Here is a 16,158-nt window from a genome sequence, read left to right as displayed (position 1 = left end):
CCCGCGCGGCCGGCTCGCCTTTGTGGGCGGCAATACTCCGGTTGATACCACCAATACCCCGGTTGGTGTAATACTTTTTTACGCCGCCTTTCCCCACTGCTACTTTGGATATTCCAAGCCAAGCAATTCTGCTTGGCCGGCCAGGCTATACGCGCTATTTCCAGAATAAACCTCAGGTGCTAAACTATATATGACAATGAAACCAGCGAATAAGGAAATGTTATTTGTGTGCCTGTTCTCGATAATCGGCACCAGCGCCTGGGCGCAGCAAACCGGCAAAGTCACGGGCCGCATCACCGATGAGCAGCATAAGGCGCTGGAGTTTTCCAGCATCTCCCTGCTAAAAGCCGCCGACTCGACCCTGGTGAAGGGCGGCTTGGCGGACCTGGAAGGGAAATTTGAGTTTGAACAGGTTCCGGCCGGCACCTACACCGTCGTCGTGTCGCGGATGTCGTACAAGAGAACCTACACGCCGGCCTTCGTCGTCGATGAGAGCCACCTCAATGTGCAGGCCGGCGACATCACGCTGGCGGCCGAGTCGCAGCAGCTGGGGGAGGTGAATGTGGTGGCCAAGAAGCCGTTTATCGAGCAGCAGCTCGACCGTATTGTGGTCAACGTGGACGCCTCCGTGGTATCGGCCGGCAGCACGGCGCTGGAGGTGCTCGAAAAGTCGCCGGGCGTGTACGTTGATAAGGACGGCGGTATTTCGCTGAAGGGCAAAAGCAACGTGCTGGTGCTCATCGACGATAAGCCCACCTACATGTCGGCCTCCGACCTGGCCAATACGCTCAAGAACCTGCAGGCCAGCCAGGTCGATAAGATTGAGATTATGACCAACCCGCCCGCCAAATACGATGCGGCGGGCAATGCCGGCGTTATCAACATCAAGTCGAAGAAGCTGCAGAACGTGGGCCTGAACGGTACCTTCAACGCCGGGGCCCGCCTGGGCTTGTTTGAGCGCTCGAACGGCAAGGCCGTGAACTACCTGAAAGAGCAGGCGGGTCTCAACCTGAACTACCGTCAGGGCAAGCTGAACCTGTACGGCAGCCTTGCCGGCGACAACGGCAAAAGTCCGCAGACGCAGTACATCACGCGCCGGTTTACGGGCAGCGCAGAAGAAGGCTCCACCAGCTTTGAGCAGCTCTCGGAAAAGACCGTGGACAACCGCTCGATCAGCTACAAGGGCGGGCTGGATTATTACCTGACCCCTAAGACTACCCTGGGAGTGCTGTTCAGCGGCCTGGCCAACGACAACAAACAGTACTACGACAGCGACACACGCATTCAGCATACCAACGCGGCGCTGGATACGGCCGTGTTTACCCGCGGCCAGCTCAACAACATTTGGCTGAACAACTCGGCCAACCTGAACCTGAAGCACATAATCGATTCGACCGGGCAGGAAATAACGGTGGACATGAACTACGCCCTCTTCGATAACGACAACACCCAGCAGTACCGCACCACCAAGTTCGACCAGCAGGACGTTCTGCGGCAGGTGCGTAACGAAGACGGCCTGAACACATCCAATATCCTCGTGCGGGTGGGCAAAATCGACTACACCCGGCCCCTGCCCGGCAAAGGGCACCTGGATTTGGGCGTGAAGTCGAGCTGGGTGACGTCGAAGAACAGCATGAACTTCTTCTTCCTGAACTCGGAGGCCCGGCAGCCGCTGGTCGACCCCCAGCGCACCCGGGACTTTGAGTACCGCGAAAATATCCACGCCGGCTACGTAAACTATGCGCAGCAATTTGGGCAGCTGAGTGTGCAGCTGGGCCTGCGGGCCGAGAATACCAACGGCCAGGGCAAGCTGCAGGGCAAAGAGTTGGTCAAGCGCAACTACACCAGCCTGTTTCCCAGTGCTTTCCTGAGCCAAAAGCTAAGCGACAACCACCAGATTGGCTTTTCCTACAGCCGCCGCATCGACCGGCCCAGCTACGAAGACCTGAACCCGTTTCTCTACTTCCTGGACCCCTACACCTTCAACCGGGGCAACGAGCAGCTGCAGCCGCAGTTTACCAACGCCGTAGAACTGTCGCACACCTACAAGAGCGGCATCACCACGACGCTGAACTACAGCAAAACCACGGGCGTCATGAGTGACTTTCTGCAGCAGAATAACGCCCTGAAAATCACCTACCTCACGGAGCTGAACATCGGCACCTTGGATAACTACGGCGTAGCGGTTTCGCTGCCCTGGACCATTGCCAAATGGTGGGATACGAACACGTACTTCAACTTGTACCGCAACCACTACTACGGCGACGTGCCCGGCGTGTCGAGCACCGGCACCGACGCCAGCATCACGCAGCGCCTGGACAAGGCCACCACCTCTTGGTCCGTCAACACGTCGCAGCAGTTTGATCTGCCCGGGGGCTACAGCGCCGAGCTGAGCGGGTTTTACATCTCCCGCATCATCGACGGGCAGTTTTCGCGCAACCCGCTCGGGGCCGTTTCGGTCGGCTTGCAAAAGCCCATCATGCACGAGAAGGCCATGCTGAAGCTGAACGTATCGGACGTTTTCTGGACCAACTACCCCAACGGCGGCTTCAACTCGCCCGGCGTCGACGTGGCCGTGCGCAGCCGCCGCGAAAGCCGCTCGGCCCGCCTCACGTTCAGCTACCGTTTCGGCAACACGAAAGTAGCGGCCAGCCGGCAGCGCAAAACCGGTCTGGAGGAAGAACGCGGCCGAATCAAGAACGCCGGCAACTAGCCCGCGCCGGAATCTTTTCGCAGGCAGTGGCCCTTGCTTACGCCCTCTTACCGGGGGCGTGGACAAGGGCCACTGGCGTAGCTGGCCGACCCTTGATGCCCCGTGGGAAGACCTGGAAACTACCAGGCCGGCGCCGGCGGGGCGGTGGGCGGCAGCAGCAGGCTAGGCCGGGGGCAGCACTGCCGCCTTCTGGCACGCCCGGGAGCCGGATTGGTATAGCGCATGAAGGTGTTGGTGTAAATTTTTTCGGGAAGCAGGCCGGTTTAGGCACTTTTGAAACACCCGGAAGAGCAATTATTATTCTTAGCGCTTCTGCCGGGTGCTCGGCTGACCACCCCGATAAGCAACAGCAAAAAATCAACGGCTGTGACTTACGTGGCGAAGCTCCGCCCGGCGACTATACCTTATCTTATGTAGTGCTATGTATTACGGGGCCCCGCAGCCGGGTCCAGGCCCAGGACGCCCTGGCCTGGGCCCGCTGGCCCCCGGGCTGCCAGCAGCTCGCTACTCTATTCTTTATCCAGTTATGAACACGAAACCGAAGGCGAAGGATGGCTGGTACGCGGTGTACACCTATCCGAAAGCGGAAAAGCAAGCCTACAGCAAGCTCCAGGCCCTGGGCACCGAATCGTTCCTGCCCTTGCAAACGGTAGTGCGGCAGTGGAGCGACCGGAAGCGGCTGATAGAGGTGCCGCTGTTTCCGAACTACATCTTCGTGAAGACCACCCCCGAGCGGCGCTTCGAGCTGCTGCAGATCCGGGAGCTGGTGCGCTTCATTTCCTTCGACGGCCGGCCCGTCGCCATTCCCGAGCAGCAGATTACGGCCATCCGGCAGATCGTGACCCAGCCGCGCGAAATCGTGAAGGAGGTATTCGATTACCAGATGAGTCAGAAAGTGCGCGTCAGCGCGGGGCATCTGCAGGGAGTGGAAGGCTACGTGGTCCGGAAAAACGGGGCCGAGCGTCTCGTCATTCAGATTGAAGCCCTGCGCCAGTCCTTTTCCGTGGACCTGGCCGCTAGCAGCCTGGTTAGCCTTGCCTCCTAGGGCGGCTTATTTTATTTCGTGCTTATCGACAAGGATTATTGATTGATCAACTACCGCTATTGCCTGTTGCTATATGACTGTTCTGCAAAAAGATAATTACAAGCTCAAGGCCCTGTGCCGGCAGGACGTAGAGTCGCGCAATTCCCTCGTAAACCGGATTAATTTCGCCCTCAACTCCTTCGACTTCGAACGCCAGGCCCCGCCCGTGCCCACCACGGCCGCCCTCGACAAATACAAGGTGCTTTTCGAAGCCATCTACGGGTACCGCAAGGACGATAAGAACCAGCTCAAGCGCGCCACGCCTTCGGCGGGGGCGTTGTACCCCACCGAGCTGCTGCTGCTGCACTTTCTGGAAGGCCGCTGGCAGCTGCTCTACTACAGCTTCCGCCAGCACGGCTTTTTTGCCGTGGAAAACGCCAACGTCCCGCAGCTGCTCCACGACCTGAAGCCCACCCCCGACCGGAGCGTTATCCTGGTGTATTCCGACTTCGGGCGCACCATTCAGAAGTACGGCGTGCGGTCTTTCCGCTACCTCTACCTCGATGCGTCTTTCGTGCTCTACAATGCCTGGCTGCTGTCGGCCACTTGGCGAAAAGATGCCAACCTGGTGCTGCACTTCCCCCGCCCGTCGGCCCGGCACTACCTGGCCGACCCGGCCAGCAATACCCTGCTGCTCAGCCTGGCCCTGGATAACGGCTTTGACGAGGTCAAGCTCGACGTGGCCACCGCTACTCCCACGTTTGCCGGGGAGCAAGGGCCGGCTTCTTCCATTGCCTACCCCAACATCTACAACGTGAACCTGCTGCGGGCCCAAAGCTTCTACGCCAAAGCCTGCGCCGACTACCAACCCCACACCACGCCCCTGAGCTACAGTGGGCAGGAGCTGCACGAGGAAGATGTGCTGCACTACCTGCTCAACCGGCGCTCTGTCAAGTCGTTTGCTGCCGATGCCGTGCCGCGGGCCCAGTACCAGGCAGTGAAGCAGGACATAGCGGCTTACGCCCGCAAAATCAGGGCCGTGCTGCCCGTGGGCGACTATGAGCTGGCCTGCGTGGCCGTGAATGTGGCCGGCACCCCGGCCCAGGTGGAATACCTGGCGGCCGGTACCGCCCGTGAGCTGCCCCATCTGAGCCGGCCTGAGCTGAGCCAGCAGCTAGTAGCCGCCTGCCAAGACCAGATTATCATGCGCAATGCCGCCTTTGTGGTAGTGGTGCTGGTGAACGTGAACAAGCGCACCGGCTTTTCCGCCGGCTACATCGATTACGTGAAGGGAGTGCTCTTCAGCGGGCTGCTGTGCGCCAATCTGTACCAGTCGGGGCTGTTCAACAAGGTGGGCACTACCACTATCGGGGGCTTTTCCGAAAAGCTGCTGAACGACGTGCTGGGCCAGCCGGGCTACCTGCCCATGGTGGTGCAGGCCTTTGGCGCCCCCGACAATTTGATAGCCAAATATGATAATTCTACGGTGGTAGGAGTGGGCTAGCTTTCTTCCGAGTCAGGTTACAATAGTTCTTATCCGGCTGCTTACAGGTGTTATGAGATATCCAATCGAACAAGGCTTTGTGGAGGTGAGCCCCTGCATCGAGCTGCATTATGAAGTGTATGGGCAAAAAGACGGGCCGTCCCTGGTGGTGGTCAACGACTTCTTTTCGTCCAAGCATATCTGGGTGCGGTATTTCGCGCCGGTACTCAGCCGCTACAAGCTCGTGGTGTATGATTTGCGCAATCAGGGCTCGTACAACAAGATTCAGCCCCTGGTAAACAGCATGCGCCTTGATGACCATGTGGCCGACCTGGCCGGGCTGCTGGCCCGCCTGGGCCTGGAGCAGCCCACGCTGGTGGGCCTGTCCACGTCCACGCTGATCTGCAAGCGGTTTGCCCTGCTGCACCCCGAGCAACTGGCTGGCCTGGTGCTGGTGTCACCCTTTTTTAGCCCCTTCGGCGAAGCTCGCAAGAAGCTACTGCTCACGGGCTGGCTGCACACGCTGAATATGGCTGGCCCCGATGCCCTGTTTGAACAGCTCTACGCCCAGACGCTTTCGTGCCGGACGGTGCAGGAAGGGCAGGAGGTAGCGTTTCTGGCGCAGAAAGCCATGTTTGTCAACACCAGCTCCGTCGAGCAGCTACGTGCGTTTCTGGCCCTGGCCATTGGGCACACCGACAACGCGGAGGAGCTGCGCAAAATCACCGTCCGGACGCTGCTGCTGGCCGGGGAGCAGGATTTCCTGAACTCGCCCTCCAGTATCGGGCTGCTGGCCCGCCTGCTGCCCGATGCGGAAGTAGCCATTATCGACTTCTGCAACCACATGCCCTATTTCGAGTCGAAAACGCTGTTTGAAAAGGCACTGCTGCGCTTTATCGGCACGACCGAGCCGGTAGCGTGCCCCGGATAGGCTGTGCGTACGTTTTTTTCACCGTTTTTTCCGTTTCGCCATGCTGCCCCGCCCTTCCCACTTGCTGCTTGCTGACCGCCTGAGTGCTTTGGGCGAGTCGCAGACGCTGGCCATGACGGCCCGGGCGCGGGCGTTGCGGGCCCAGGGCAAGCCGGTTATCAACCTGAGCCTGGGCGAGCCTGATTTTCCCACGGCCCCCCACATCCGGGAAGCCGCCAAGCAGGCCATCGACGAGGGCAACTCCTGGTACACGCCCGTGGCGGGCTCCCTGGAGTTGCGCACCGCCATTGCCGACAAGCTGCGCCGCGAAAACAACCTGGCCTGGAGCGCCGACAACATCATCGTATCCACGGGGGCCAAGCAGGCCCTGGCCAACGTGATTCTGGCCCTGGTGAACCCCGGCGACGAAGTGCTGATTTTTTCGCCCTACTGGCTTACCTACTACGAGCTGGTGCAGCTGGCGGGCGGCACACCGGTGCTCTTGCAGGGTGCCGTTGCCAATCACTACAAAGCAACGGCCCCCGAGCTGGCCGCCGCCCTCACGCCGCGCACCAAGCTGGTGCTGTATTCCTCGCCCTGCAACCCCACAGGCGCCATTTTCAGCCGGGCCGAGCTGACGCAGATAGCAGAAGTGGTGGCCCAGCATCCGCACGTGCTGGTCGTGGCCGACGAAATCTATGAGCACATCCGGTTTCAGGCCGAGTTCTTCAGTATTGGCTCTATCGACTTTATCAAGAACCAGGTAATTACCGTCAACGGCTTTTCCAAGGGCTTTGCTATGACGGGCTGGCGGGTGGGCTACCTGGCCGCCGCCCGCTGGATTGTGGACGCCTGCAACGCAGTGCAGGGCCAGATGACCTCGGGCCCCTGCGCCATAGCCCAGAAAGCAGCTGTGGCGGCCCTCAGCGGCACCCAGGCGCCGGTGCAGGCCATGCAGCAGGAGTACCGCCGCCGCCGCGACCTGCTGCTGGAGCTGCTGCGCGCCATTCCGCATCTGGCAGTCGAGGAGCCTGCCGGCGCGTTTTTTCTCCTGCCCGACGTCAGCCACTACCTCGGCCCGCACCTGCCCACGGCCCAGGACCTCTGCTGCTGGCTGCTGGAAGAAGCGCACGTGGCCACCGTTACCGGCGCGCCGTTCGGGGCGCCCACCTGCATTCGTATTTCCTACGCGACTTCCGAAGAGAATCTGCGGGCGGCGCTGGGGCGGCTACAGGCCGCTTTTGCCGTGCTGAGCAGGCTCCCCAAGGAAGCCGCTACCTATCTATAATTATCCTTTATGCTAGTGTATCACTTATGGAAAAGAAAGAAATTATCCGTCGCCTGTGGGAGCTGCTGATTGATGCGGGCTACGAGCGGTTTAGCAACTGCAGCCCCGAGGAGCTGAAAGACGAGCTGCTGGTTGATCTGGGCCTGGACTCGATGGGGCTGCTGCACCTGATGGTGGGCATTGAAACCGAGTTCGGCATTGAATGGCGCACCAGCGACGTGAACAGCCTGACGCTGAGCACGCTCAATACTATTGCCAGCTTTCTGGTGATGGAAGCCCACAATGAGGTGGTACAAAGCTATGGGGCCGGCCAGGAGGCATTTGTAGGCGAGTCGTATTTCCCGCTGCACCACCAGCCCGCCGCCAGCCGCGAGCAGCTCTTGCCGGTTCGCAGCCGCTAGCAAGCGCGGCGCCGCCCGGCGGGTTTCCACTGCCGGACCGGCCCCTCCGAATTCAATGACTATCCGCCGCGCGCCGCGGCTCACCAAGTGCGTATGCGCGGCTCCTGACTTCTGTTTCCATGTGGTTTGACCTAAAAAATATCGAGGCAATTGATTCGCCGGTCGTCGTGATTGTGCAGGAGCGGCTGCAGGCCAATATTGCAGCCCTACTCCGGCTCGTGCCCGAGGCAGCCCGGCTGCGGCCCCATGTGAAAACGCACAAGATGCTGGAGGTAACCCGGCTGCTGCTGGAGGCAGGCATCACGCAGTTCAAGGCCGCCACCATTGCCGAGGCCGAAATGGTAGCCCTGGCCGGCGCCCCCGATGTGCTGCTGGCCTACCAGGCCACCGGGCCCAAGGTGCAGCGCCTGGGCGCCCTGCGGGCCGCGTATCCGGGCACGGCTTTTTCCTGTCTGGTTGATACGGTATCCGTCGCCCAGGAACTGTCCCGGGCCTTTGCCGCCCAGCCGCTGTCCGTCTACCTCGACCTGAACGTGGGCATGAACCGCACCGGTATTGCTCCCGCGCAGGCCCTGGCGCTCTACCAGCAGTGCCAGGACCTGCCGGGCCTGCACGTGGTAGGGCTGCACGCCTACGATGGCCACATCAACGACACCGACCTGTCGGTGCGTCAGCAACGCACCGACCAGGTATTGGCCTTGACCCGGCGCGCCCAAACCGATATTGCGGCGGCCACCGGCCACCGCCTGGCGCTGGTAATGGGCGGCTCGCCCACCTTCTTCAACCACGCTCAGCACCCCGACGTGGTGGTGAGCCCCGGCACGTTCGTTTTCTGGGATGCTTTCTACCAGGAAGCCCTGCCCGATATGCCCTTTCAACCGGCCGCCATCCTGGTTACCCGGGTGCTGTCGGTGGTGAATGAGCAGACAATTACGCTGGATTTGGGCCACAAAGCCGTAGCCGCCGAGCGGCCCTTGCCCCGGGTACGCTTCCTTAATCTGCCCGAAGGTGTGCCCATTGGGCAGAGCGAAGAGCATCTGGTAGTGAGAGTGCCTTCCTCCGCGGGCTTTGTCGTGGGCACGGTGGTGTATGCGGTACCCATTCACGTGTGCCCCACCATTGCGCTCTACGAGTCGGTGTATGTGGCCCGCGACCAGGAGTGCTACACCACCTGGAAAGTAAGTGCCCGAAACAGAATGATTACGGTGTAGCAACGGGCACGTTCCGCCCTGCTCCACGCCTGTTTATTGAAGCTAGAGAATACTGGATAATTATACTTTTTATGAAAACTGAAGTTAAAGATTGTGTTGAAGTGAGTGCCCAGCAGACTCACCAGTACTGGCAAAACCAACTGGCGGGCGAGTTGCCGGTGTTGGAATTCCCGGTCGACAAATCGGCCGCGGAAAAGGCCCCGCGCCCCGCTTTTTATCATTTTTCTATTGATGCCATCCTCACCCAGGCGCTGCGGGACTACAGCCAGCAGAGCCAAGGCACGCTGTTTACGGGCGTAGTAGCGTTGGTAACGACCCTGCTGCACTGGTACACGCGCCAGCAGGATATTATCGTGACGACCAGCTTCCAGGCCGGCGCCGCGGACGACGCCGAAGGTTTTAGCGGCCTGCCCCTGCGCACCGCGGTACGGCCCGCCGACGCCTTCGACACTGCCTTCGAGCGGATAACTCAAGCCGTGACCCATGCGGCGCGCCACCGCCACGTTGCCCTGGACACGGTGGCCGCGGCCCTGGAGCTAACTCCTGATGTGGTAGAGCGGTGCCTGCTGGGCGTGCAGCTTATCTACGAGTCGGTTCCCAGCTTCGAATCGACGGCGGCCGGTATCGGCAACTCCGCCCTTATTGTGCGGGTGCAGGAACGCCCGGAGCTAGTCTTCACGCTGGAATATGATGCCAGCCGCTACAGCGAGCAGCTGATGGCGCAGTTTGGCCGGCATTGCCAGCAGCTGCTGGCTGCGGTGCTCACCCATCCCGGCCGGCCCATCGGCCAGGCCGACCTGCTTTCGGCCCCGGAAAAGCACCAGCTGCTGCAGGCCTTCAACGCCAGCGGCGTCGCCTTCCCCGAAGCCGGTCAGACCATCGTGGAGCTGTTTGAGAACATGGTGCGGCAGCAGCCCGACCGGGTGGCCCTCGTGCTGGAAGGCCAGGAACTAACCTACCGGGAGCTGAATGAGCGCGCCGACGCCCTGGCCCACCGCATCCTGGCAGTAGCGCCGGTAGCAGCGGCCGGCGAGCAGAACCGGCTGGTGGCTATTTGCCTGGAGCGGAGCTTCAACGTGTACGTGGCCATGCTGGCCAGCCTGAAAAGCGGCGCCGGCTACGTACCCCTCGATCCGCATTACCCCGAAGAGCGCGTAAGCTTCATGCTCCAGGATACGCAGGTCGCCCTGGTGCTCACCGAAGCCAGCATGCTGGCTGCCAAGCCCTACCTGGCCGCCGACAAGCGGCAGGTGCTCGTGCTAAACGATGAAGCTGCTGAAACCGCTCCGACTGCCCCGCTGGCCTTGCCCCGCCCTGTGGCCGGGGCCGATGTGGCCTACGTTATCTACACCTCGGGCTCCACTGGCCTGCCCAAGGGCGTGCTGATCGAGCACGACCAGATTGCCGCCACGCTGCTGCACATGCGGCACTACTACGGCCTGAGCGCGGCCGATACCTGCGTGTATTACCGCTCCTACTGCTTTGATGGCAGCATCGAGGAAACCCTGCTGCCCATTATTTCCGGGGCGCGGGTTATCATCGTGCCTACCAATACCGACGAGGATCTGGTGGCCTACCTGTACCGCATTATTGAGCAGTACCAGGTAACCAAAATCAACACGCCGCCGGCTTTCCTGCACCTGTTCCTGGATAGAATCGAGAGCGGCGCGGCCCTGCACTCCCTGCGGCACCTGGTGTCGGGCGGTGATGTGCTGAACAAGGCGCTGCTGAGCCGCCTGCACACCAACCTCACGGCCAGGGTGCATAACACCTACGGACCCACCGAAAATACCATCGACTCCACCGTGTTCGAAGTCGACCGGGCGGCGCACTACCATACCATCCCGATTGGCAAGCCTACGGCCAACTCCTCCTGCTACATTCTCAACGAGTACCTGCTGCCCGTGCCGCAGGGAGTAGTGGGCGAGCTGTGTGTGGGCGGCACCGGCGTAGGCCGCGGCTACCTGAACCGCCCCGAGCTGACGGCGGACCGCTTTATTGCCAACCCTTTTGCTGCCGTAGCCGACCTGGGCTACGCCAATGAGCGCCTGTACCGCACCGGCGACCTGGCCCGCTGGCTGCCCGACGGCAACATCGAGTTTCTGGGGCGCATCGACAACCAGGTCAAGATTCGCGGTTTCCGCATCGAGTTGGAGGAAATAGAGAGCATGCTCCTCCAGCACCCGGAAATCGACAGTGCCGTGGTGGTCGTCAGGCAGTTTGAGAACAGCAAGGAGCTGGTGGCCTACCTGGTGAGCAAAGTGCCCCAGAGCGCCGATGCGCTGCGTGCCTACCTCAAAACCAAGATGCCGGACTACATGGTGCCCAGCTACTTCGTGCAGCTGGCTCAGATGCCCATCAGCACCACCGGCAAGGTGAACAAAGGGGCGCTGCCCGACCCCAAAACCAATGCCCTGACCAGCAGCCAGCAGCACGTGGGAGCCCGCAACTCCCGGGAAGCCAAGTTGATAGAAATCTGGAAGGAAGTGCTGCACCGCGACACCATCGGGGTAAAAGACAACTTCATCGACATGGGCGGCACCTCGCTGTCGGCCATTCAGGTGATTCTGAAGCTGCGCACCGACGGCTACAAGATTTCCACCCGCGACTTCCTCGAAAACCTGGTGCTGGAAGAGCAGGCCGCCGTGCTCAACGATGACGCGGCTCAGGCCGTGGCGCCTGCCAAGCAAAACCAGACCGTTGCCCTGACCCCCAACCAGCAGCGCCTGCTGCAACAGCCCGCCCCGCGGCACCCCGCCGTGGTAGTGCAGGCCCGCGGGCTGCTCTCCGAAACCATGCTGACCCAGGTGCTGGAGAAGCTGCTCAGCCACCACGACGTGCTACGCGGCGCGCTGGTGCAGGCCAGCGGGCAGTGGCAGCTGGAGATCCCGCCCACGGCCAAGCCGGCGGTGGCGTACTTCGACCACCAAGCCATTTCGGTGGCAGAAGCGGCCGAGCACGAGCATCAGATTCTGGCCGCCGCCCGGCAGGAAGAGCTGGGGCAGGGAATTCCGGCCGTCAAGTTCCTGGTGTTTCGCCGGGCCGACGCCGACCGGGTAGGAATCGTGGCGCACGGGGCGCTGATAGACGCCGCCTCCTGGCAGGTGCTGGTAGCCGATATGGCGACCCTGTTTGCCCAGGCTGAGCAGAATACGGCCCTTGCCCTGACCTCCAAAGCCACCGCCTTTCAGCTCTGGACGGAAGAGCTGGCTACTTACTCTACCAGCGAAGCAGCCGCTAAGGAGCAGCCGTACTGGCACGCTACCACCGAAGCCTGCGCCGGCCCGGCAGCGGCACCAGCTACCCAGCAGGTGCAGTGGACGCTGGGCGCCATAACCAAGTCGGTGCTGACAACTGCCAACCAGGCCTTTGCTACTTCTTCTTCCCACGTGGTGCTGGCTGCCTTTCTCCGGGCCCTGCGCACGGAGCTGGGGCTGGCCGCCGCCGCGGTGACCCTCGGAGCCTCGGCCCGGCAAGAGGACAGCGCCGCACCAGACAGCGCCGGCTCCATTGGCAATTTCACAGTGCAGTACCCCGTTTGGCTGGCGCTGAACGAGTTTGCGGCCTGGGATACCGCCTTGGACGCCGTGCGCTACCACCTGGAGCAAGTGCCCGGCAACGGAGCCGGATATGCAGCCAGCCCGGCGGCCCAGGGTGTTTCGGCCGAGCCGCTGCCGTTTCACTTTGCCTACCAGGAAGCCACTTTTGCTCCCACGTTGGCCGGTTCGCCTTTCCTGGCGGCACAATTTGCAGCGGGCACCGAAGCGGAATTGCCAAACGGCCTGGGCCTGACGGCTACTCTGCTCGACGACGGGCTACAAGTGACGCTGCATTACGCCCCTGACTGCTACCCCGCGTCGATGATTGACGCCCTCCGTTTCTCCTTCGAGGCTGAGCTGCGCCAGGCGCTGGACTATTGCACGGCCCGGGTGGCGGCGCAGGGCCCCCTCTTCAAACTCTCCTACAACCAGCAGTACTTCTTCCGTAGCGGCGACATCGACCAAAGCCGGGGTGTGCTGCCCGAATTCGTGTTTCCAACGGCCAGCGTGGAGCTGTTCCAAACCCTGTGCACGCAGTTTCTCTCGGCTCTCGACGTTTTGCGGGTGCGGTTTGAGCGGCGGCACGGCGAGATTTTCCAGCGGGTGGCTCCGGCCGCTAGTGTCGTGCCCGATGTACGCCGGCACCTGGTGAAAAACGCCAGTAGCGCGGCCCTTACCGAAAGCGTGTTTCAACAGGAAGTACACCAGCCCTTTACCTTCACCGACCCGCAATTCGTGCGCTTTGTAGTCGTGCACGATGCGCAGGTAGCCCGCTGCCAGATTGTGATTCACCACGCCGTTACCGATGGCGCCTCCAACCAGCTGCTCATCCAGCTGATTGAGTCGCTGATGCGGGGGCAGGCTGAGCAGCTGCAGCACTACGTGCAGGCGGCCCCGCGCTACTGGGACTACATTCAGTGGCAGAATGGGTTTATGCGCTCGGCCACGGCCCGCCAGCAGCTGGCGTACTGGACGACCAACCTGGCCGGCTTCGAAAACTCGGCTCCTTTGGTGGAGAACCAGGGTGCGGAAGAAAGCTTCGACTATCTGTTCCGCATCAGCCAGGTAGTGCAGGGCGACAGCCATGAGCGGATTCTGGCCTTCTGCAAGGCCTATGAAATTGACCTGAGCAGCTTCTTCCTCACGGCATTTGCCCTGACGCTCTACGCCCGCAGCGGCGCGGCCGAAACCATCGTCGATATCTTCTCCAACGGCCGCGACCAGCTGATTCCCGGCATTGCCGTGCCCCAGCTTGTCGGTGTCATTGCCAACAAGCTCCCCATCAAGCTGCGCCTGAACGAGCACATGAGCTTTGGGGAGGTATGCAAGCAGGTGATGGAGGTGTACTACGAAGGGCGCCTACACCAGCAGATACCCTACGTCGAGATGGAAAAGGCCCTGCACGCGGCCTGCCAGAAAACGCTGGGCGACTTCGTGCAGGTGCGCTTCAACTACTTCGACCACCTGGCCCACGCCTACCCGGCCAGCGGCCCCCAGGCCAAGGAAGTGAAGCTGATTGGCAACAACGCCGCCGTGCTCAGCAACTACCGCCTGATTCTGGACTGCAAGGCCTACAAGGATGCGGTGAAGCTGGAGTGGAAATACCCCTGCACCGAGAAGTTCGAAGGCTGGGAAGACTCGATTCTGCCCATTGTACAGCTCATCACCGAAAGCACCCAGGCCCCCTTGTCGCGCATGCACAGCCAGCCCCTGCCGGCCGCCGTGGAAGCCGCCGAGGAAAGCGCCGATGAGCTGGTGACAATGACCATTTAGCCCCCCACGCCTTGCGGCGTGTAGCAGCTGCCACCGAGCAAGTGGAATTACGATGACCTGCCCCACCGGGCACAGGATAAAGTGCTTTTACCTATTCACCCTTATTGCGATGTCGCAACTGAAATTCAGTACTCTTATTCGGTTTATTTTCCTGAGCTTCTTATCAGGCGGGACGAGCTTTCTGTTCCTGACCTTCGTCAACCGCGTCATCGGGCAGCTGATGACCCAGGGCTACGGCGCTATCAACCAGACGTATACGCTGCTGTTTCTGCTGATCGTCGTCCTGTTTGTCTGGACGCGGCGGGTGCTGGCCCTGGCCATTATCCGGTTTTCCCAAAGCCTGTTCTGGTCGCTGCGCAAGGACATTATCTTCTTGGTGCTGAAGTCGAACTTTCAGCAGCTCAGCAGCCGCAAAGACCTGGTGCACACGGCCCTGGTGCGCGACATCAACATGCTCACCAATGCCTCGCTGAACATCATTCAGTTCGCCACGGCCATCATCATTGTGGCGGCCTGCCTGGTGTATATGGCCACGGTCTCACTGCCCCTGTTTCTGGTAAGCTTGTCGGTTATCGTGCTGGCCACGCTCCTCTACCAGTTCAATGCGCGCCGCAACAACGAGGCCTTCAAGCAGGCGCGGGCCCTGGAAGACCGGTTCATGTTCTACTTCAACGCCATTCTGGGCGGCTTCAAGGAAATCTACATGGACACCAAAAAGGGCCGGCGGATTTACGACAAGAAGATTGCCCGGATTGCTGACGAGTCGGTGGTAAATCAGGAAACGGCCTTCGTGGGGTTGCTCAACAACCAGATTACGGGCCAAACCATGTTCTACCTGCTCATCGGCGCCATTCTGCTCTACTGCGGCGCGGCCTGGAATATTGCCCCCACCGACACGGTTAGCTTCCTCTTTATTCTGCTCTACGTGCTCAGCTCGGTCGAAACCATCATGGTGCTGCTGCCCAACCTGCTGCAGGCCAAAATATCCTCCGACCGTATTGCCAAGCTCCAGGCCGATCTACTCAGCGAAAAGCCCCTGGGCGAGCTAGTGGATCTGCAGCAGGCCCTGGGCGACTTCGAAACCATTTCGGCCCGCGACCTGACGTTTCAGTACGGCAGCGCCGCGCAGGGCAGCTTCGAAATCGGGCCCGTCAACTTTACCATCAGTAGGGGGGAGGTGGTGTTCATCAACGGCGGCAACGGCAGCGGCAAAACGACGTTTGTCTCGGCCCTGCTAGGGCTGCTGCTGCCAGCCAGCGGCGGCGTGTACTACAATGGCTATCTGATCGACGAGCAGCACAGCCAGTCGTACTCGGCTCTGTTCGGGGTGGTGTTCAGCGACTTCTACCTCTTCGACGAGTTCTACGGCATCGACCAGCTCGACGAAGACAAGCTGGCCTACTACCTGCGCCTGTTCGAAATAGACGCCAAGGTCACGGTCGAAAATGGCCGCTTCTCGACCACCCACCTTTCCACAGGGCAGCGCAAGCGCCTGGCCCTGATTACGGCCCTGCTCGAAGCCAAGCCCCTGCTGGTGCTCGACGAGTGGGCTGCCGACCAGGACCCGTATTTCCGCAAGAAGTTCTACACCCAGATTGTGCCCGAGCTGAAAGAAGCCGGCTTCACGATTATCGCCATTACCCACGACGATAAATACTATACCTGTGCCGATACGCTCTACAAAATGGAATACGGGAAGCTGGTCAGGGAAGAGGAAGAGGTGCTCAGCACGCTATAGCCGGCACTAGCCCCACTACTTTTCTTTCTGTCAGGTGAGGTTCAAGTCTCTCGCTCACTGTTGTTTAATAGCTCGCTC

General features: G+C 61.0%; 9 protein-coding genes. All 9 read left to right on the top strand.

The genetic code is table 11. The features are described 5' to 3' along the window. Positions 1-196 precede the first annotated feature (196 nt). A complete protein-coding gene (locus LGH70_RS03295) occupies positions 197-2,713 on the top strand; it encodes a TonB-dependent receptor (RefSeq protein ID WP_226182657.1) in 2,517 nt (838 codons plus the stop codon). A 526-nt stretch (positions 2,714-3,239) separates the two neighbouring features. Next, positions 3,240-3,758, top strand: coding sequence for a UpxY family transcription antiterminator (locus LGH70_RS03290; RefSeq protein WP_226182655.1), 519 nt, complete (start codon positions 3,240-3,242; stop codon positions 3,756-3,758). Positions 3,759-3,831: 73 nt separating this feature from the next. Continuing rightward, positions 3,832-5,241: a nitroreductase family protein gene (locus tag LGH70_RS03285; protein ID WP_226182653.1), complete on the top strand. Its 1,410-nt coding sequence runs from the start codon at positions 3,832-3,834 to the stop codon at positions 5,239-5,241. A gap of 52 nt (positions 5,242-5,293) precedes the next feature. Further along, a complete protein-coding gene (locus LGH70_RS03280; protein WP_226182651.1) occupies positions 5,294-6,151 on the top strand; it encodes an alpha/beta fold hydrolase in 858 nt (285 codons plus the stop codon). A 40-nt stretch (positions 6,152-6,191) separates the two neighbouring features. Then, positions 6,192-7,418 (top strand): pyridoxal phosphate-dependent aminotransferase, encoded by a 1,227-nt coding sequence (locus tag LGH70_RS03275; protein ID WP_226182649.1) that lies wholly within the window; start codon positions 6,192-6,194, stop codon positions 7,416-7,418. A gap of 26 nt (positions 7,419-7,444) precedes the next feature. Further along, a complete protein-coding gene (locus LGH70_RS03270) occupies positions 7,445-7,819 on the top strand; it encodes an acyl carrier protein (RefSeq protein ID WP_226182647.1) in 375 nt (124 codons plus the stop codon). Positions 7,820-7,938: 119 nt separating this feature from the next. Further along, positions 7,939-9,030, top strand: a complete 1,092-nt coding sequence (locus LGH70_RS03265; protein ID WP_226182645.1) for a D-TA family PLP-dependent enzyme — start codon at positions 7,939-7,941, stop codon at positions 9,028-9,030. Between the two features lie 71 nt (positions 9,031-9,101). Continuing rightward, positions 9,102-14,342 (top strand): non-ribosomal peptide synthetase, encoded by a 5,241-nt coding sequence (locus LGH70_RS03260; RefSeq protein ID WP_226182643.1) that lies wholly within the window; start codon positions 9,102-9,104, stop codon positions 14,340-14,342. Between the two features lie 109 nt (positions 14,343-14,451). Next, positions 14,452-16,080 carry a cyclic peptide export ABC transporter gene (locus LGH70_RS03255; protein ID WP_226182641.1) on the top strand — a complete coding sequence of 543 codons (1,629 nt, stop codon included), beginning with the start codon at positions 14,452-14,454 and terminating at the stop codon, positions 16,078-16,080. Positions 16,081-16,158: the final 78 nt, after the last annotated feature.

It is taken from the genome of Hymenobacter nitidus (assembly GCF_020447315.1).
Taxonomy (GTDB): Bacteria; Bacteroidota; Bacteroidia; order Cytophagales; family Hymenobacteraceae; genus Hymenobacter; species Hymenobacter nitidus.
Note: the sequence above shows the minus strand (reverse complement) of the source record. Positions and strands in the feature narration are given on the sequence as shown.

Bases quoted from the DNA above. Each gene is read 5' to 3' on its own strand.
- LGH70_RS03295 (WP_226182657.1), top strand. From the start codon at position 197: ATGAAACCAGCGAATAAGGAAATGTTATTTGTGTGCCTGTTCTCGATA.
- LGH70_RS03290 (WP_226182655.1), top strand. From the start codon at position 3,240: ATGAACACGAAACCGAAGGCGAAGGATGGCTGGTACGCGGTGTACACC.
- LGH70_RS03285 (WP_226182653.1), top strand. From the start codon at position 3,832: ATGACTGTTCTGCAAAAAGATAATTACAAGCTCAAGGCCCTGTGCCGG.
- LGH70_RS03280 (WP_226182651.1), top strand. From the start codon at position 5,294: ATGAGATATCCAATCGAACAAGGCTTTGTGGAGGTGAGCCCCTGCATC.
- LGH70_RS03275 (WP_226182649.1), top strand. From the start codon at position 6,192: ATGCTGCCCCGCCCTTCCCACTTGCTGCTTGCTGACCGCCTGAGTGCT.
- LGH70_RS03270 (WP_226182647.1), top strand. From the start codon at position 7,445: ATGGAAAAGAAAGAAATTATCCGTCGCCTGTGGGAGCTGCTGATTGAT.
- LGH70_RS03265 (WP_226182645.1), top strand. From the start codon at position 7,939: ATGTGGTTTGACCTAAAAAATATCGAGGCAATTGATTCGCCGGTCGTC.
- LGH70_RS03260 (WP_226182643.1), top strand. From the start codon at position 9,102: ATGAAAACTGAAGTTAAAGATTGTGTTGAAGTGAGTGCCCAGCAGACT.
- LGH70_RS03255 (WP_226182641.1), top strand. From the start codon at position 14,452: ATGTCGCAACTGAAATTCAGTACTCTTATTCGGTTTATTTTCCTGAGC.